Origin of the sequence: Microbacterium faecale, from assembly GCF_014640975.1 — a bacterium.
Taxonomy (GTDB): domain Bacteria; phylum Actinomycetota; class Actinomycetes; order Actinomycetales; family Microbacteriaceae; genus Microbacterium; species Microbacterium faecale.
This window is the reverse complement of record NZ_BMHO01000001.1, coordinates 361,194-377,914: the sequence shown is the minus strand read 5'-3', so window position 1 is coordinate 377,914 and position 16,721 is coordinate 361,194. Positions and strand designations below refer to the sequence as shown.

Sequence of the window (16,721 nt, the reverse complement as noted above, 5' to 3'; positions counted from 1 at the left end):
GCGCGAATCGCGCCGGACTCGTCGGAGACTTGCGGACTTGTGTCGGGTTGCGGTTCAGACCACGGTGCGGCGCAGCGTCAGGTAGGAGCCGACGGCGACCACTGCCGTGACGAGCAGTCCGTAGACCGCGAACAGCCCGGGGCCGGTCGTCGCGAACCACGTGACCACGGCCGGCCACAGCTCGAGGCGCGTGACGATGAACACCGCGAGGATCAGCAGCAGCGACAGCCCGATGATGACGGCGGTCAGCATCAGAGGTCCCCAGCGCTTGAAGACCGTGGCGAACCAGAACCCCGCGACGAATGCGAACAGCGTAAACATGAAGAACGCCAGCCAGGCCTGCGCCCAGCCGTCGGCGAAGAACCACGGCAGGTGGGCGATGTACCCGATGCCGCCATAGCCGTTCGTCAGCTGTTCGATTCCGGCGATGATGAGGAAGACCGTCGCGAGACCGGCCGCGCTGATGGCGGCGGCGGCGATCGTGCCGATGTAGAACTCGCGGCGCGTGACACTCATCGCCTGCGAGAACGGCAGCGAGAGCGTGAGCGCCTGAATCCCTACCGTGAGGAACACCCACATCGGCGCCTGGGCGCCACCGCCGTAGAGCGGCTCATCAATCGGAATGATCAGATAGATCAGCAGCGAGCAGATGATCGCGCCCGCGAGCACGAGCAGCGGAACCCAGATGAAGGTCTGCGTATTGATGAACTGCAGTCGGATCACGCTGAAGATCCGGCTTCCCGTCTGACGCTCACGCGTCGCGAGGGAAGAGAGGGGGTGTGCGGTGGTCATCGCAGGGCTCCTTCCTGCTGGTCGGCCTCGGAGGCCATGTCGTTGAGGTTGTGCGAGTCACCTGCGGAAGCATGTTGCGTGCGGCGCACGATGAGCTGCTGAAGCGACACGGGCGCGAGCTCGAGACCTGCTTCCGCGACGGCAGACGCCTCCGTCGGGGAGAGCTTCCCGAGGAACGTCACAGACGTCACGCGGCCGAGACTCTCGCGGTGCAGGACTTCGCGTCCCTTCACGAAGCGTTCGACGACCTCGGCGTCGCCGACGATGCTCGTTGCCTTCTCACGGGCGTCGTCGGCCGATTCGTCCATGATGATCCGCCCCTTGTCGATCACGAGGACGCGCTCGATGAGGTTCGCGATCTCGTCGATAAGGTGGCTCGAGAGCAGGATCGTGCGCGGATGCTCCGCGTAGTCGGCGAGCAGGCGGTCATAGAAGATCTGACGCGCGACGGCGTCGAGGCCGAGGTACGGCTCGTCGAAGAACGTGATCTCTGCCCGCGCCGCGAGCCCGATGATCACGCCCACTGCAGAAAGCTGTCCGCGCGAGAGCTTCTTGATCGTCTGCTTCACCGGCACCTGGAACTCGGTGATCAGCTCATCGCAGAGCTCCTGGCTCCAGTTCGGGAAGAACAGTCGCGCGGTGCGAAACGCGTGCGTCGGCGTCGCATCGTCGGGGTACTTCTGGCTCTCGCGGACGAAGCAGACCCGTCGCAGGACTCGCGCGTTCTCGTACGGGTCCTCGCCGAAGACCTTCACGGATCCGCTCGTCGCGAAGTTCTGTGCCGTGAGGATCGACATGGCCGTCGTCTTGCCGGCGCCGTTGCGGCCGAGGAAGCCGTAGATCGCGTCTCGCTCGATGTCGAAGCTCACGCTGTCGAGCGCCGTGGTCTCCTTGTACTTCTTCGTGAGGTCGCGGACCTGAATCACGGGGTCCATCTGGTTCTCCTTGAACGGGCGGCGTGCGCCGCGGGTCACGATGTCTGGGGCGTCGCGTGCTCGTTGATGAGCTGTGCGACATCGTCCGGGCCGAGCCCGAGCTTGCGGGCCTCGGCGAACAGGGGGGCGATGTAGCTGTCGGCGAAAGCGGCCTTGCGCTCGGCGAGGACGCGCTCGCGGGCCCCCGGCGAGACGAACATGCCGATGCCCCGACGCTTATAGAGGATTCCCTTTTCAGCGAGCATGTTCACTCCTTTCGCCGCGGTCGCGGGATTGATGCGTGAGAAGGCGGCGATCTCGTTGGTCGAAGGTGCCTTCTCGTCCTCGGAGAGAGTCCCGTCGACGATCTGGTCCTCGACGAGATCAGCGATCTGCATGAAGAGAGGCCTGCCCTCGTCCATCGCGCCCTCCCGGGTTGTCTGGTTAGTTACTCGACTAATGAACCACATAACCCAGCAATGTGTCAACCACCTCTCCGATCCTCGGTTCGCATGCGCCTCGCGTCGTAGGCTGTGCACATGGACGCCCTGTTCGGCTTTCTCGGCAGTTACTGGTGGCTCGCTCTCGTCTTCGGCGGCGCCATCGCGAGCGGGTTCAGCGCGCTCGGGAGTTGGTGGTCGAAGCAGTCGAAGCAGCGCCACAAACAGCGACTCGAGGTCATGCGCGCCAAGGCCGAGATCGCGCAGGCGAACCAGTCCATGGATCCCGAGGCGATCGCCCAGGCGGATGCCGCCAGCCGCGCGGACCGTCTCGAACGCCTCATGGAGACGCACGACGACGTCTCGCGTCGCTGGCTCGACTACGAGCTCGACGCGGCGAAGCTCATCGCCTTCCCGACGATGAGCGACGGCAGGGACCGGCACACCGCCGCGTTCCTCCGAGCGAAGAAGGTCGCCGACGGGTTGCGCCCGGCATCCGCGCACGCGCGCGTCGACGCTGAAGCCTACGCGGAGTATCGCGACGCGGTGCACGACTACGAGGTTGCTTTCGACGTCGCCGAGCAGGAGGCCCGGCGCGTGCGGGATACCGGTTTCAGTGAGGCGGAGCGGCAGCGGCTGACGCGCGCGCAGCACATGCTCAACGTCGCGGTGGACACCTCGGCGACCGCGGCGGAGCGGCAGACGGCGTATCGACGCATCCGCGAGGAACTCGACGGCCTCCTCGTGCTCTCGGACGCCGCCGAGACCGAACTCAAGCGCCGCGTCGCGGGTGAGCTCAGCGCCTGATAGTCAGCGCGCGGGCAATGTGCCGCCCGCATCTCGGCTGGGTGGGGTTCCGCGTGCGCGGTCTCCCCACGCGTGAGGGTCGCCAGAGTTTGCAGCCGCGGCTTGCCGCAGGCTGCAAACTCTGGCGACCCATCGGTGCCCGGCCCTGTGGGTCGCCACACATTGCAGCGGGGGAGCGCACGAACGTGCAATGTCTGGCGACCCATTCGTGTTTCGTCCGTGGATCCGGGCGCCCCGCTGGTGACCCGCACGCCGTAGTGTGGAGGAAATGACCGAGACTCCCGAGACCGCCGACCTCGTCGGCGCGCGTAAGATCCGCGAGCGTGCGACGCCGCTCGCCACCCTGGACGAAGCCTTCCAGCGGTACCGCACGCCATTCGCCAACCAGCAGCTCATCCGCCGCATCGTCGAGAACACGGACGCCTCGGACCTCGTGGGCTACGGCTCGTACTTCCGGGTGAATCGCCGCGGTGGCGGGCCAGCACTCGAGGTGCACGTGGGGTACACGACCGGTTTCCGCTCCGAGGAGGACGCGATCCGGCGAGCGGGCAACGTCGAGCGCTGGCCGAGCCGTCGGTTCCACGGGGCGTGGGGCGTCACCCATCCCGAGGATCGCGTCCGCACGCCGACGCGTACGGCCCCGCGCCGACCCGCGCGCCCGTCGGCGCCAGAGAAGCCCGAACCGGTCTGCATGACCTGCTTCATGGTGCTGCCCGCGACGGGCATCTGCGCGACCTGCGACGAGTAGCGCGCATCACAACGGCGGCGGTGGGCCAGGCCCGCCGCCCCGAATGTGGGTTCTCGTCCGCGGAAGCGGCAGACCCCCGCGGATCCGGAGCGGCCGGCGCCCACCCTAGGGGCGTCAGCCGAAGAGGGTCAGCAGGACCGTGGATCCGCCTCCGGCGATGATGAGCGAGACGACGACGACCCAGGCGACCACGCGGATCCGCCGGTTGCGGCGTTCGAGGCGATTGTCGCCGTCGTCGTCGGCGAACTCGAGCTCGGGGGGAATGGAACTCACACGGCCTCCGCGACGGTCTCGCCGAAGTGCGCTGGCAGCGTCGCCGCCGACAGCGCGCGCAGCTCGGCCACCGGGTAGGTGAACACGTCCTGCACCTCGAGGTCGGGTTGGGTGTCGGTCACGCCGATGCGCAGCACGGGATAGCCGCGCCCCTCGCACAGGCCGCGGAACTTCACGTCCTCCTCGCGGGGCACGGTCACGATGACGCGGCCCGTCGACTCCGAGAACAGGGCGCTGGTGAGGTCGACGCCGTCGCGAGACATCAGCTCGGAGAGCCACACGCGCGCGCCAACACCGAACCGCATCGCGCCCTCCGCGACGGCGACCGCGAGACCGCCCTCGGACAGGTCGTGCGCGCTCGAGATGAGCCACTCGTCCCGCGCCGCCTGCAGCAACTCGGCAAGGCGCTTCTCGCCGTCGAGGTCGACAGCGGGCGGCCGGCCGCCGAGGTGATCGTGGATGACGTCGCTCCACGCGGATCCGTCCAGCTCGTCGGCCGTCGTGCCGAGCAGGTAGATGTTCTCGCCCGCGTCCTGCCAACCGCTCGGGATGCGGCGCGAGACGTCGTCGATGATGCCGAGCACGCCGACGACGGGCGTGGGATGGATCGGGATGTCGCCCGTCTGGTTGTAGAACGACACGTTGCCGCCCGTCACCGGAACCGACAGCGCCTGGCACGCGTCCGCGAGACCGTCGACGGCCTGTGAGAACTGCCACATGACCTCGGGGTTCTCGGGGCTGCCGAAGTTGAGGCAGTCGGTGACGGCAGTGGGAACGGCTCCCGTCACGGCGACGTTGCGGTACGCCTCGGCGAGTGCGAGCTGGGCGCCAGCGTACGGGTCCAGCTGGCAATAGCGGCCGTTGGCGTCGGTCGCGATCGCGAAACCGAGGCCGGACTCCTCGTCCACCCGAATCATGCCGGCGTCGTCGGGGAACGACAGCGCTGTGTTGCCGAGTACGTAGTAGTCGTACTGGTTCGTGATCCAGCTCGTGTCGGCGATGTTCGGGCTCGCGATCAGCTGCGCGAACTGCTCCTTCAGCTCCTCCGGCTTGGTGAGCCGCGGGAGGCGGGCCGCCGAGTCGGCCTGCAGCGCATCGATCCACGACGGGTAGGCGACCGGGCGGTCGTAGACGGGGCCATCGACCGCGACGGTCGTGGGGTCGACGTCGACGATCGTCTCGCCGTCCCCGGTGATGATGAGTCGCCCGTCGCCGGTGACGTCGCCGAGGACGCTCGTCTCGACCTCCCACTTGCCGGTGACCTCGAGGAACTTCTCGAGCTTCTCGGGAGCGACGATCGCCATCATGCGCTCCTGGGACTCGCTCATGAGGATCTCCTCGGGCGTGAGCGAGGGATCGCGCAGCAGCACCTCGGTGAGCTCGACGTTCATCCCGGATCCGCCGTTCGCGGCGAGCTCGCTCGTCGCGCAGGAGATGCCGGCGGCGCCGAGATCCTGGATCGCCTCGACGAGTTCGTCGCGGTAGAGCTCGAGACAGCACTCGATGAGCACCTTCTCGGCAAACGGGTCGCCGACCTGCACGGCCGGCCGCTTGGTCGGTCCGCCGTCGCTGAACGAGTCGGACGCGAGGATCGAGGCGCCGCCGATGCCGTCGCCGCCCGTGCGCGCGCCGAAGAGCACGACCTTGTTGCCGGCTCCGGTCGCGTTGGCGAGGCGGATGTCCTCGTGACGCATCACGCCGACGGCCAGCGCGTTGACGAGCGGGTTCTTCTGGTAGCAGGAGTCGAAGACGGTCTCGCCACCGATGTTCGGCAGGCCGAGGCTGTTGCCGTAGGACGAGATGCCCGCCGTGACGCCGTGCACCACGCGCGCCGTGTCGGGGTCATCGATCGCACCGAAGCGCAGCTGGTCCATCACGGCAACCGGACGCGCGCCCATCGAGATGATGTCGCGCACGATGCCGCCGACGCCGGTGGCCGCGCCCTGGAACGGCTCGATGTAGGACGGGTGGTTGTGGCTCTCGACCTTGAAGGTCACGGCCCAGCCTTCGCCGACGTCGACGACGCCAGCGTTCTGCCCCATGCCCACCATCAACCGCTCGGTCATCTCTTCGGTGACCTTTTCTCCGAAGCGGCGCAGGTACTTCTTGCTCGACTTGTACGAGCAGTGCTCGCTCCACATCACCGAGTACATCGCCAGCTCGCCCGAGGTGGGGCGGCGCCCGAGCAACTCGCGGATCTGTGCGTACTCGTCGGCCTTGAGGCCCAGCGTCTCGTAGGGCTGGTCGCGCTCCGGCGTGGCAGCGGCATTCGAGACGGTGTCAGCGACGGGCGAAGTTGTCACGCGGAGGCTCCAGGAGTCAGGCGGGGCGGGATCCTCCCAGTCTAGGCGGGCGGGGGACAGCGGGGTCACGTCGCCGCTTCACAGCGTTCGCTGCACGGCCCGCCACGCGAGGTGCTTCACGAGCGTCATGACGGCGTAGGCGGCGCCGCCGATGGTCGCGGCCGCGAGCGCGCTGGGCACCAGCAGTGAGGCGATCGCCATCGCCGCGAGCGCGACCACGGCGCGGGCGGCGCGCAGGCTGCGCACGAGGTGTCGCATCCGTCGCCGTGCCACCGATGCGCGCGGATCCGGCGTGCGTTCTCCGCCCGCGCCTGTGATCCACCGCTCGATCTCGGTCAGAACCTCCGCGCGGTTGTCGAAGTAGAGCATGTGGTCGAGCAGCGACGCCGACTGGGTGATCGTGGCGACGCGTCGCGACGATCCGAGCACAGCGAACGGGTGCGAGACGCCGTCGAAGCGCGCGCACAGGTCGATGCCGAGCACTCCCGCATCCAAGAGGCCGCGGATGTCGCGCACGATGGGCGCCAGCAGTCGCGCGTAGACGAGCACGGTGACGGCGACCACGGGGATTGCGATCAGCACGACGAACAGCTGCGGCGAGAGGGCGAGCGACTCCACCGCCGCGACGATTCCCGCGCCGGCCGCCGCGACGTGATCGGGGGCCGCGCCCGGATCCGTCGCCGCGCGGACGAGGAGCGCGAGCCCGCGCACGACCGCCGCGGTCAGCTCGATCGCGCCGAGCAGCAGGGTGCGCATGATGACGAGCGCGGCCGCGACATAGGCGATCATCGCGCCGACGAGGGCGGCGAACGATGTCCACGGGATGCCGCGGGATGCGCGGAGCGGAATGAGGAGCGCCTGACCGTTGCCCATGGTCACGAGGGTCGTCGTCGCCGGCTCCAGCACGTGGCACGCGTTCGTCGCGATGGCGCCGCCCTGCGAATGCCCGATCAGCACGGTGTGCCGTGCCCGGGTCGCGACCACGCGAGACGTCACACGCGCGATCACCTTCTCGCGCGTCTCCGGATCGCTCGTCCAACCGAGTGCGTCGGTTGCGAGGATCCGTGCCCGGGGAACGAGCGCGACCGCGAGGGTGAGCGGCACGGCGAGCGCGATCGTGAGCGCGCCGAGCAGCAGGATCCACGTCATCGCGCGCAGCGCGCGCCACACGTAGCGCGGCAGTCCGGCGACGGATGGCGCGCTCAACAGCACCTGACCGTTCACGAGCAGGTGGACGGCGCACAGCACGAACAGTGCGCGCAGGAACCACCACGCGGCGCGCCATCGCGACGGGGTGCGGATCTCGTCGAACCACGTGATCGGATCCACGACGAGGCTCCTGTCGCCGTCGTCGACGAGGTGCACGTGGCCGATCGCGAAGCCGTCGCACGTCGTCGGGCATGAATCGCGACGCCAGCTCGCACGTTCGAGATGCCGGGCGACGCGGCGCACCGAGTCCTCCGCGAACTCCTTGTGGTCGCGCACCCCGATGCCGTGCACGACGGGTGCATAGACATCGAGCACGCCGCTACACGATGCCCGCGGTGGGCTCCCACTTCGGCGCCGGCCGCTGCCAGGCCCGCAGCTTCTCGAGCAGATCCTGCGGCTCGCTCGACACGATGAGCCCGTTGCGGAAGTGCTCCCGAACGAATCCCTGGTCCGCGAGCCGGTCGATCATCTCGAGCAGCGGATCCCAGAACCCGCCGACGTCGTACAGCGCGATCGGCTTGTCGTGGATCCCGAGCTGCTGCCACGTCCACGCTTCGAAGAACTCCTCGAGCGTGCCGATGCCGCCGGGGAGCATCACGAACGCGTCGCTGAGATCAGCCATGCGCTGCTTGCGCTCGTGCATGTCGGCGACGATCTCGAGTCGCGTGAGGTCCGGGTGCGCCATCTCCTTGTCGACGAGCGCCTCGGGCAGCACCCCGACGACCGCGCCGCCCGCGTCGCGCCCCGCCGTCGCGACCGCGCCCATGAGGCCCACGTTGCCGCCGCCGTAGACGAGCCCGATCCCCGCCTTCGCCAACGCCGTGCCGACCGCGACGGCGGCGTCGGCGAACGCGGGTTCCGCTCCGGGGCTGGATCCGGTGAACACGGTGACACAGGAGATCTCGCGCATGCTTCCAGGGTATGCGGCTGCGACAGAGCGAGCCGGCGCAGCCGCGCGCAGGGGGCGAAAAGGACCTCGATAGACTTCCGCGTATGGGGGAGCGCGGGGTGGAGGACTTGAGCGCCGCCCTTCGCGCGGCGAACATGAGGGCCGCGTCTCGCGCAGCATCCGCGCTCGTCGACGCGGGGCGCGCCGACGACGCGCTCGATGTCCTCGCGAGGCATGCTGCCGACAGCTCGGCGGCCTTGGAGCTCCTGGTCGAGACGCTGGACTCATCGGGCGTCGTACACCGGTTCGCCGGATCCATGTTGCTTGACCGCGACGCGATCGACGATGTCGCGCAGGATGCGCTGATCTCGATCGTCGGCTCCATCGGCTCGTATCGGCGCGGAAGCAGGTTCACGAGCTGGGTGCACCCGATCGTCAGGCGGCGCGTCGCCGACCACCTCCGCCGCCAGCGCGACACATCGACGATCGACGAGAACCTGCTCCCGGCGGCCCGGATGAGTTCGCTGATCGCGACGCGAGTGACGGTGCGACAGGCCCTCGCAGACCTGCCCGAGCTCTATCGCATCCCTGTCACCCTCCGCGACATCGAGGGGATGTCGTACGCCGAGATCGCGGCGCACCTCGAGCGCAGCGTCGGCACGGTGAAATCGCAGGTGAGTCGCGGACGCGCGCTGATCGCCGGAACCCTTCGGGAACTCGACGGGGCGGAGGTGGATCCGTGAACTGGCGGCTGTCCCACTACCGCGTCGAAGACCCGATCGGCATCGGATCCTTCGCCACCGTGTACCGCGCCGTCGACGAACGGCTCGACGACACGGTCGCGATCAAGATCCTCGCCGAAAACCACAGCCTGAATCCCGAGATCCGCGAACGGTTCATCGCGGAGGGACGTTCGCTGCGGCGGGTAGGCGGCGCGCACGTCGCGGCGATCCACGACATCGGCGAGTCCGCGGAGCAGCAGCCCTACCTCGTGCTCGAGTACGCCGACCGGCGGTCGCTCGATGATCGGGTCGCGTGGCTGCGCGACCAGGGCTGGCGCGCGTCGCCCGCCGATCTGCTCGCCGTCGCGCGTCCATTGGCGGCGGGTGTCGAGGCGGTCCACCGCGCACGCCTCGTGCACCGCGACCTCAGCCCCCGGAACCTGCTGCTCGCCTCGGGCGCGCACAGCTCGCCTGGCGACGAGGGCACGAGCGGATCGTCCCTCGTCCGCGACGACGAGCGGCTGCTGCTCGCCGACCTCGGAATGTGCAAGGACCTCGCGCTGAACTCCGGCCTGACGGTGGCGGGTGGGACGTCCGGATTCCGGCCGCCCGAACAGGACGCCGTCGGCGTCGTCAATACGCAGGCCGACATCTGGGCGATGTCGGCGCTGCTGACGTGGCTTGCCGAGGGCGCGGCGATCCCGCCCGAGCTCAGGCGCGTCCTCAGCAGAGGCATGTCGGTCCGGCCTGAACGCCGTCAACTCGGCGCTCAGGCATGGCTCCGCGAGGTCGAGGCGGCCCTCGCGCCGCCGGCACCCACGGCGCCGGTTGACTCCGCGCCGGCGGCACCGGCGGATCCTCCTCGCCCGACCCGGGCATGGCGGTCGCGCGCTGCCGCGATCGGTGCCGTCCTGCTCGCTCTCGCGGGCGCCCTCACACTGGGTCTGTGGCTCGGCGACGAACCCGCGCCCCCCGCAGCGGTGGCCGGAGCGTCGATCAGCATCTCGGGTCCGTCCGAGATCGACGTCGGCGAAGAGGCGATTTTCACTGCGACGGTCGACGGCGTGACGTCATGGTCGTGGTCGCTGCCGACCCAGAGATTCGTCACCGACTCGGCGGAGGTCACGATGGTCGCGACGAGCCCGGGCACGGGGGAGGTCGTGCTGCGTTCGCGCACTTCCGACGGGGTGGAACTCGAGGCGCGTCACATCGTCCGCGTCGTGGAATGAGAATTCTTCCGATCTCATGCAACCAATCGGTGCCGGTCCGCGACATACAGGCGAACCATCCACGCCTCTGAAGGAGAGACTCATGACACACACGGCGAAGCGCGCGATGCTGGCTCGCGGCGGAATCGGTATCGCGGCACTGTCGATGCTCGTGCTGGCGGGCTGCGGGACCGAAACGCAGACCGCCGGGTTCGCTGACAGCGAGGAACCCGCGCAGACGACCGAGGGACCCACCCAGGCGAGCGAGGACGCTGCGCCGGCGCTGACGACTGACCCCGGGTTCGTCTACGAAGACATCTCCAAGGACGTGACGATGACCGGCACGATCCGTCCGGAGCAGGGCGAGATCATTACCCCCAGCGGCACGCTCACGGTCAATGAAGTGCAGGAAGTGACTGCCGTCGCCGCCGAGGAGGTCGGACTCGATCCCGCCCCCGGTACGGACGGTGAGGCGGCCGAGTACGGCGCGGCCCAGGGTGAGGCCTTTCGTATCGTTGACGTGACGTACACACCCCACTCGGAAGCGCCCGGCGACGATGTCGCCACGAGTGACCTCTCCCTCGTGGCGGGAGGCGCGCAGCAGCACCTCTCTGCGCTGGAGGATCAGCAGGACCACCGGATCCTGGTCTCCGCTCCCGACGACGGATCCACACGACTCGTGGTCTCCTCCGAAGGCCACGACCAGTACGTCGACGTGCTCACCGGCGAACGCGTCGACGACGAGGTCGCGGCCGCCTACTACCTGCCGACCGCGCGCCAGGAACTCCACCACACGTTCGCGATCGATGACGACGCCTTCCCGACCAAGACCCACAGCTCGCCGGCGGAGGACGTGACGATCGACTACTCGTTCCAGATCGTCACGGCGACGCTGACGGCGTGGACCGCCGACGACGGTTGGGCGTCTCCCGGCCAGGCGTGGCTCGAGGTCGACTGGAACTACGAGGTGACGGCCGAGCACCCGGTGATTCCTGGCAGCATCGAGAAGCTCGATGCGGCGCTCGCGATCGATGTCGACGGCGAGGTCACGGAGGAGACCATCCACGTCGAGGACGAGACGCGGGACGCGAAGGGCGACCAGACGGCCTCCCTCGCGGTGCCGGTCGATACGACCGAGGTCGGTCTCAGCGTCAGCGGCGACATCGAGGTCGGGATGCTCTACGGCAGCGGACTCGAGATGGCCGGCGAGAAGGCGGCGGAATTCTCCGGCGACGAGCTGACGGTGTCGTTCGCGGCCCGATGATCGTGTCCGGCGGCGGAGCGGCGCCCGGATCCGGTGTCGGCTCTCAGGCGACAGGCGCACAATGGCGACGATGCTTGAATTCACGCCTCGCTCTGCCGCCTCCCATCACGCACAGGATGAGCCCGTCGTCGCCACGAGCCGCCACGTTCTCGACAACCCCGCCTGGTCCGCGCTGACCGGTCCTCATGCCGCATTCGCCGAGGGCAACGACCTCGTCAAGCATTATCCGCAGGACATCTCGGCGTTCGGCGGCGTCGCGTCGTGGGACGACCCGGACGTCTGGGACGCGATCATCGACGTGTACGGGCACGGCGCAGAGGTGTTCGCCTCGCATGCCGAGCCGGAGCTGCCGGACGGGTGGGAGTACCTGCGTCGCGGCCTCGGCGTGCAGCTGGTGCCGACCGAGCGTCTCGAGACGAGGCCCCACCCCGAGGCGGTCGAGCTCGGCGCCGACGACGTCGACGACATGCTCGCGATCGTGGAGCGCAACAAGCCCGGTCCCTTCCTGCCGCGCACGCACGAGCTCGGGCGCTACGTCGGGATCCGGCGTGACGGACGCCTCGTCGCCATGGCGGGCGAGCGCCTGCGCGCCGACGGGTGGACCGAGATCAGCGCCGTGTCGGTGGACGAATCGGCGCGTCGGCAAGGTCTCGCCTCCGCCCTCACGCTCGACATCGCCCACGCGATCCGCGCGCGCGGCGACGAGGCCTTCCTGCACGCATCGGGCACGAACACCGCAGCCGTCTCGGCGTATGAGAAGCTCGGCTTCGTGCTGCGGCGGCGGGTGCCGTTCCTCCGGATCCGCACACCGTAGGGCGGTCGCGTCGTTCGCGCATCGGCGGGACCTTTTTCCTCTATCAGGAAGACTTATGCATCAAAGATGCATAAGTGGGATAGCGTGAAGGCACACCCATCACCTGCGACGAGGGAGTGCCGATGCTGCTCGAACGAGACCTGATCCAATCCACGGGGTTCCGCAACGTCTATGAGGGTGGGCGCGCGACGGGATTCCAATTCCGCGTGCGCATTCCCTCGTATCGCGGGATGGCCGCTTCGCTCATCGACGGCATCGGGGTGCGGATCCCCGGTCTCGTCGACGTCGCGCCCGATGTTCCCCTCTGGACGCTCGGCGGCCGCACGATGACCCTCGCCGAGGTCCAGGCGAGCGAGGGATACCGCTGGTCGCTCGAGGATGGCGCGCTCGTGACGGTGCCGCTCGACGGTGGGCTCCCCCAGGGCGTGCACGAGCTCTCGGTGGAGATCCGCTTGCGGATGTCCTACATCCCGATCGAGCACCAGCCCACGCTCGCGCGCGAGACGAAGCACGTCACGCTCGCGCCCGAGGGCGATGGCGGCCCCTTCAAGTACGGCGTCTCGCTGTACAGCTTCATGCACGACTACGGCACCGTGCTCGACCTCGAGACGTCGCTTCGGCACGTCGCGGACGTCGGCGCGACGGGCGTCGAGATTCTCGGCGAGGCGCACGTCGCCGGGTATCCGAACCCGACGACCGCCTGGATCGACGAGTGGTTCCGGCTGCTGGAGAAGTACGCCCTCGAGCCGACGAACTACGGATCCTGGATCGACACGCGACTGCACCCGGACCAGGACATGACGGCAGAGCAGGGCGCGGCCGCGCTGCAACGAGACCTGAAGCTCGCGAAGCAGTTCGGCTTCCGGTTCGTGCGCCCGAAGATCGGCGTCGTCTCCAGCGACCTCGTCCCTCACCCGATCTGGACGGAATCCGTCGAGCGCTCCCTCGACCTCGCCCACGAACTCGACGTGGTGATCTGCCCCGAGATCCACTCGCCGACGCCCATCAAGCACCCCGTCGTCGACGACTACATCTCGCTCATCGAACGCACCGGCACGAAGCACTTCGGTCTGCTGATCGACACCGGCATCTTCCAGGATCGTCCCATCCCGCTGCGCGCCGGAGAGACCCGCGAGACCCGCCCCGCGTTCCTCGACGGCATCGGGGTCGACCCCGCCGATTTCGCCGACGTCGCGAAGTACACGGTCTTCGTGCAGGCGAAGTTCCACGACATCGACGAGAACCTCGTCGATCAGCAGATCCCGTGGGAACCCGTGCTGCGCGCCATGAAGGACGCGGGCTACACGGGGTATCTCTCGAGCGAGTACGAGGGGGAACGCGATCCGTGGCGCTCGATCGAACAGGTGCGCCGTCAGCACTCCCTCATCCGCCGCATCGCCTCGTCGCTGTAAGGAGCACCCCATGCCCAACGGACTCATCGCACACGACAGTCTGCGGGCCCACCCCGCCGGCGCCGCCCTCCGTCTCCAGGTGCCCTGGTACCGCAGCCTGTGGCTGTCGTCCGTCACGTCGATCACGCTGTCGATCGACGGTGTCGAGGTCGCGCAGGAGAAGCTGACCTTCGAACTCGACGGCACAAGCTACGCGCTGTCGGAGCTGCCCGCCCAGAGCGAGACGCTCTGGTATCTCGAGTCGCACCCGCTCCTTGTCGTCGCGCTCGACGAGCCGGTGGTCGTCGGCGACCAGCGCGACGTCGTGATCCACGGCGAACTGCGCCTGCCGTACATGCAGATTGCGGCGGGCGAGAACGGCGGGCCCGGCATGTACGTGCCGAACATCGTCCACCAGGAGGAGCGTCTCACGGCGACGGATCGCGACGCGCCTGCGCCCGAGCTCGCCCGCGTGACGGATCCGCGGCCGCCCGCCGAGGATGATCCGTTTCCGCTCGGCCTGACGCTCTACTCGGCGAGCGCGGAGTTCCGTGCCGGCTGGTTCGACTTCGATCAGCTGCTCGATCGCGTCGCGGATCTCGGCATCGGGCCCGGCATCGAGATCGTCGCCTCGCAGATGCTCCCCGAGTATCCGCGCGTCACCGACGAGTTCGAGCGGCGCTGGCGGTCGGCGTTCGACCGCCACGGCTTCGTCGCGAGCTCGTTTGGCGCGAACCTCGACATGGGCAGACGCCGCGACCGCGACATGACGCCGGACGAAGAGTACGACTTCACTCGGACGCTCTTCGCCAGTGCCGCGCGGCTCGACTTCCCGCTCATCCGCATCCAGAGCGCGAAGCCCGAGCTGCTGCGTCGCCTCCTCCCGCTCGCCGAAGAGCTCGGCGTGAAGCTCGCGTACGAGATCCACGCACCCCTGGGGCCGAACTCGCCCGAGATCCTGCGCGTGCGCGAGGTCTACGAGGAGCTGGGCTCGCCGCTGCTCGGCTTCGTCGCCGACTTCTCGTCGACGATGCGCCGTATGTCGCCGACCCTGCTGCGCGCGGTCGCGCGCGCCGGCCTCGACAGCGCGGCGCTCGAGCGCCTGCAAGAGATCTGGGCGACCGATCGCTCGATGCGCGAACGCCAGGACGAGTTCATCGGGTACCTGCGCGGACGTGACTTCGACCCGGGACGGTTGGGATCCTTCGCGCACCTCGCATTCAACATGCACGGCCACGTCGACCCCACCGAGTGGGCCGACATCATGCCGCAGATCATGCACGTGCACGCAAAGTTCTATGACATCGACGAGTCGGGCGAGGAGCCCGCGATCGACTACCCGGAGCTCGTGCGCGTGTTCGTCGAGGGCGGCTATCGCGGCTACTTCTCGAGCGAGTGGGAAGGTCACGCGTTCGCCGAACTGGGTGAGGTGGATCCGCTTGTACTCGTGCGCCGCCAGCACGACCTGATCCGGGCGAGCGCCGCCGCTCTACGGGCGCACGTCTAGCTGGACCAAATGGGGTCGAACCCCACTTATGTCATACATCCGCAACGGTTATGTGTGTTTCTCGCATAACTTTGCGACAATCGAGTTATCGCGGGGCACGCCCACCCTGGGGCACCCGGATCGCGATCAGACGAAGACGTCGAAAGGGCACAACATGTCAACGCAGAACTCCCGCCGCACGCGCATGGTCAGTACCGTCGCGGTCGCAGCGATGGGCACGCTGGTGCTCGCGAGCTGTTCCGGGTCCGACGAGGGAGGCGACACTGCGCGCTTCTCGATGACGTACGCGACGTCGAACAACCTCGAGAGCCCCTATGAGACGCTCGCGAATGAGTACATGGAGACGCACGACGTCGACATCGAACTCAACCCGCAGCCGAACGACAACTATGCGCAGTCGCTTCGCACTCAGTTGCAGGGCGGCAATGCCGCAGACATCATCCAGACCGCTCCGGGGAGCGGACAGGGCCAGAGCCTGATCGAGCTGTCCGATGCCGGGTTCCTCACGAAGCTCGGCTCCGGTGCCGAGGCGCTCGTTCCCGAGGGCAGCGAGGATCTCTTCGGCGCCGACGGCGTGTACGGCGTCCCGATGGACTACACGATCGTCGCCACTGCGTTCAACGAGACGGCGGCAGCTGAGAACGACGTGACCTTCCCCGCGGACACTGACGAGCTGCTCGCGACGTGCGCCGATCTCGGCGGCGCACCGGTCTCTGCCTTCGCTCTCGCCGGGGCGGCGGCGCCGAACACGGGGATGATGGCGCTGTCCATCTCCGCCACGAAGGTCTTCGCCGAGGATCCCGCCTGGAACCAGAAGCGCATCGACGGTGAGGTCACCTTCGCCGAGAGCGAGGGGTGGCACGACACGCTCGAGCTGATCGTGGAGATGAACGAAGCGGACTGCTTCCAGCCCGGCGCGGCCGGCGCCGGCTTCGAGGCGATCACCAACGGGCTCGCGGCGAAGTCGTCGCTGACCGCCTTCGTCCCCAGCGGCGCGGTTCACGAGATCATGAGCGGGCCGGCCGAGGGCCAGGAGCTCACGCTCCAGCCCTTCCCGTCGGCCGGCGAGGAGGACTTCATCCTCGCGAGTTCGAACTATTCGCTCTCGCTCAACGCGGCTGCCGGTGATGCGGCGTCTGAAGCGGCGCAGGACTTCCTCGCGTGGGTCGCTGAGCCTGAGCAGTCTCAGACGTTCGCAGACATCGCAGGTGTCCTTCCCGCAAGCGGATACGCCGAGCTCGATCTGAGCGGGACGGCGTACGCCCCCGTTGCCGACGCGTTGCAGGCCGATCGATTCGCGCCGCTGCCCAACTCGCAGTGGGTGAACCAGTCGGTCTACGACGAGCTCGGCTCCGGCGTGCAGGGCCTGCTGACCGGACAGAGCACCGTTGACGACGTGCTCGCCGCGATGGATCAGGCCTGGGACAACTGACCCGCACC

Annotated in this window: 16 protein-coding genes; 9 read left to right on the top strand and 7 right to left on the bottom strand. The window is 68.4% G+C overall.

The window, feature by feature from the left end; genetic code table 11:
* Window positions 1-54: 54 nt before the first annotated feature.
* From IEW87_RS01675 to IEW87_RS01665, 3 genes are read right to left on the bottom strand one after another with little or no spacing between them, the layout of a single operon-like run.
* A complete protein-coding gene (locus tag IEW87_RS01675) occupies window positions 55-792 on the bottom strand; it encodes a hypothetical protein (RefSeq protein ID WP_229730835.1) in 738 nt (245 codons plus the stop codon).
* A complete protein-coding gene (locus IEW87_RS01670; RefSeq protein ID WP_188710588.1) occupies window positions 789-1,727 on the bottom strand; it encodes an ABC transporter ATP-binding protein in 939 nt (312 codons plus the stop codon). Before IEW87_RS01670 ends, IEW87_RS01675 begins: the two co-directional genes overlap by 4 nt.
* Window positions 1,728-1,762: 35 nt before the next feature.
* Complete coding sequence (locus IEW87_RS01665; RefSeq protein ID WP_229730833.1) at window positions 1,763-2,104, bottom strand: GntR family transcriptional regulator; 342 nt, start codon at window positions 2,102-2,104, stop codon at window positions 1,763-1,765.
* 141 nt (window positions 2,105-2,245) lie between these two features.
* On the opposite strand from IEW87_RS01665, the gene IEW87_RS01660 reads away from it, so the two are divergent.
* Both IEW87_RS01660 and IEW87_RS01655 read left to right on the top strand, forming a co-directional pair.
* Window positions 2,246-2,953, top strand: coding sequence for a hypothetical protein (locus tag IEW87_RS01660; protein ID WP_188710586.1), 708 nt, complete (start codon window positions 2,246-2,248; stop codon window positions 2,951-2,953).
* Between the two features lie 268 nt (window positions 2,954-3,221).
* Window positions 3,222-3,701: a hypothetical protein gene (locus IEW87_RS01655; protein WP_188710585.1), complete on the top strand. Its 480-nt coding sequence runs from the start codon at window positions 3,222-3,224 to the stop codon at window positions 3,699-3,701.
* A gap of 114 nt (window positions 3,702-3,815) precedes the next feature.
* On the opposite strand, the gene IEW87_RS01650 is transcribed toward IEW87_RS01655, so the two are convergent.
* The 4 genes from IEW87_RS01650 to IEW87_RS01635 all read right to left on the bottom strand — a co-directional run bounded on the left by IEW87_RS01650 (window position 3,816) and on the right by IEW87_RS01635 (window position 8,396).
* Complete coding sequence (locus tag IEW87_RS01650) at window positions 3,816-3,974, bottom strand: hypothetical protein (RefSeq protein WP_188710584.1); 159 nt, start codon at window positions 3,972-3,974, stop codon at window positions 3,816-3,818.
* The gene (gene purL, locus IEW87_RS01645) at window positions 3,971-6,277 is read right to left on the bottom strand and encodes a phosphoribosylformylglycinamidine synthase subunit PurL (RefSeq protein WP_188710583.1); all 2,307 of its coding nucleotides are present in this window, start codon (window positions 6,275-6,277) and stop codon (window positions 3,971-3,973) included. Before purL ends, IEW87_RS01650 begins: the two co-directional genes overlap by 4 nt.
* A 78-nt stretch (window positions 6,278-6,355) precedes the next feature.
* Window positions 6,356-7,801: a hypothetical protein gene (locus IEW87_RS01640; protein WP_188710582.1), complete on the bottom strand. Its 1,446-nt coding sequence runs from the start codon at window positions 7,799-7,801 to the stop codon at window positions 6,356-6,358.
* Window positions 7,802-7,805: 4 nt separating this feature from the next.
* Window positions 7,806-8,396 (bottom strand): LOG family protein, encoded by a 591-nt coding sequence (locus IEW87_RS01635; protein WP_188710581.1) that lies wholly within the window; start codon window positions 8,394-8,396, stop codon window positions 7,806-7,808.
* 83 nt (window positions 8,397-8,479) lie between these two features.
* Here IEW87_RS01635 and IEW87_RS01630 point away from each other — a divergent pair, with 83 nt between their 5' ends.
* The 7 genes from IEW87_RS01630 to IEW87_RS01600 all read left to right on the top strand — a co-directional run bounded on the left by IEW87_RS01630 (window position 8,480) and on the right by IEW87_RS01600 (window position 16,713).
* Window positions 8,480-9,118 (top strand): RNA polymerase sigma factor, encoded by a 639-nt coding sequence (locus IEW87_RS01630; RefSeq protein WP_188710580.1) that lies wholly within the window; start codon window positions 8,480-8,482, stop codon window positions 9,116-9,118.
* Complete coding sequence (locus tag IEW87_RS01625) at window positions 9,115-10,326, top strand: serine/threonine-protein kinase (RefSeq protein ID WP_188710579.1); 1,212 nt, start codon at window positions 9,115-9,117, stop codon at window positions 10,324-10,326. Before IEW87_RS01630 ends, IEW87_RS01625 begins: the two co-directional genes overlap by 4 nt.
* An 82-nt stretch (window positions 10,327-10,408) precedes the next feature.
* Entirely contained in the window at window positions 10,409-11,569 is a 1,161-nt protein-coding gene (locus tag IEW87_RS01620) for a hypothetical protein (RefSeq protein WP_188710578.1), read from the top strand.
* 70 nt (window positions 11,570-11,639) lie between these two features.
* Window positions 11,640-12,383 (top strand): GNAT family N-acetyltransferase, encoded by a 744-nt coding sequence (locus tag IEW87_RS01615; RefSeq protein ID WP_229730825.1) that lies wholly within the window; start codon window positions 11,640-11,642, stop codon window positions 12,381-12,383.
* 122 nt (window positions 12,384-12,505) lie between these two features.
* Entirely contained in the window at window positions 12,506-13,795 is a 1,290-nt protein-coding gene (locus tag IEW87_RS01610) for a C-glycoside deglycosidase beta subunit domain-containing protein (protein WP_188710576.1), read from the top strand.
* Window positions 13,796-13,805: 10 nt separating this feature from the next.
* Window positions 13,806-15,281 carry a C-glycoside deglycosidase beta subunit domain-containing protein gene (locus IEW87_RS01605; protein WP_188710575.1) on the top strand — a complete coding sequence of 492 codons (1,476 nt, stop codon included), beginning with the start codon at window positions 13,806-13,808 and terminating at the stop codon, window positions 15,279-15,281.
* 154 nt (window positions 15,282-15,435) lie between these two features.
* On the top strand, window positions 15,436-16,713 hold the full coding sequence (locus IEW87_RS01600) for an ABC transporter substrate-binding protein (RefSeq protein ID WP_188710574.1): 1,278 nt from the start codon (window positions 15,436-15,438) through the stop codon (window positions 16,711-16,713).
* The last annotated feature ends 8 nt before the right edge of the window (window positions 16,714-16,721 follow it).

Coding starts and splice junctions, on each gene's coding strand:
- IEW87_RS01675 (WP_229730835.1), bottom strand. CDS start 792: ATGACCACCGCACACCCCCTCTCTTCCCTCGCGACGCGTGAGCGTCAG.
- IEW87_RS01670 (WP_188710588.1), bottom strand. CDS start 1,727: ATGGACCCCGTGATTCAGGTCCGCGACCTCACGAAGAAGTACAAGGAG.
- IEW87_RS01665 (WP_229730833.1), bottom strand. CDS start 2,104: ATGCAGATCGCTGATCTCGTCGAGGACCAGATCGTCGACGGGACTCTC.
- IEW87_RS01660 (WP_188710586.1), top strand. CDS start 2,246: ATGGACGCCCTGTTCGGCTTTCTCGGCAGTTACTGGTGGCTCGCTCTC.
- IEW87_RS01655 (WP_188710585.1), top strand. CDS start 3,222: ATGACCGAGACTCCCGAGACCGCCGACCTCGTCGGCGCGCGTAAGATC.
- IEW87_RS01635 (WP_188710581.1), bottom strand. CDS start 8,396: ATGCGCGAGATCTCCTGTGTCACCGTGTTCACCGGATCCAGCCCCGGA.
- IEW87_RS01630 (WP_188710580.1), top strand. CDS start 8,480: ATGGGGGAGCGCGGGGTGGAGGACTTGAGCGCCGCCCTTCGCGCGGCG.
- IEW87_RS01620 (WP_188710578.1), top strand. CDS start 10,409: ATGACACACACGGCGAAGCGCGCGATGCTGGCTCGCGGCGGAATCGGT.
- IEW87_RS01615 (WP_229730825.1), top strand. CDS start 11,640: ATGCTTGAATTCACGCCTCGCTCTGCCGCCTCCCATCACGCACAGGAT.
- IEW87_RS01610 (WP_188710576.1), top strand. CDS start 12,506: ATGCTGCTCGAACGAGACCTGATCCAATCCACGGGGTTCCGCAACGTC.
- IEW87_RS01605 (WP_188710575.1), top strand. CDS start 13,806: ATGCCCAACGGACTCATCGCACACGACAGTCTGCGGGCCCACCCCGCC.
- IEW87_RS01600 (WP_188710574.1), top strand. CDS start 15,436: ATGTCAACGCAGAACTCCCGCCGCACGCGCATGGTCAGTACCGTCGCG.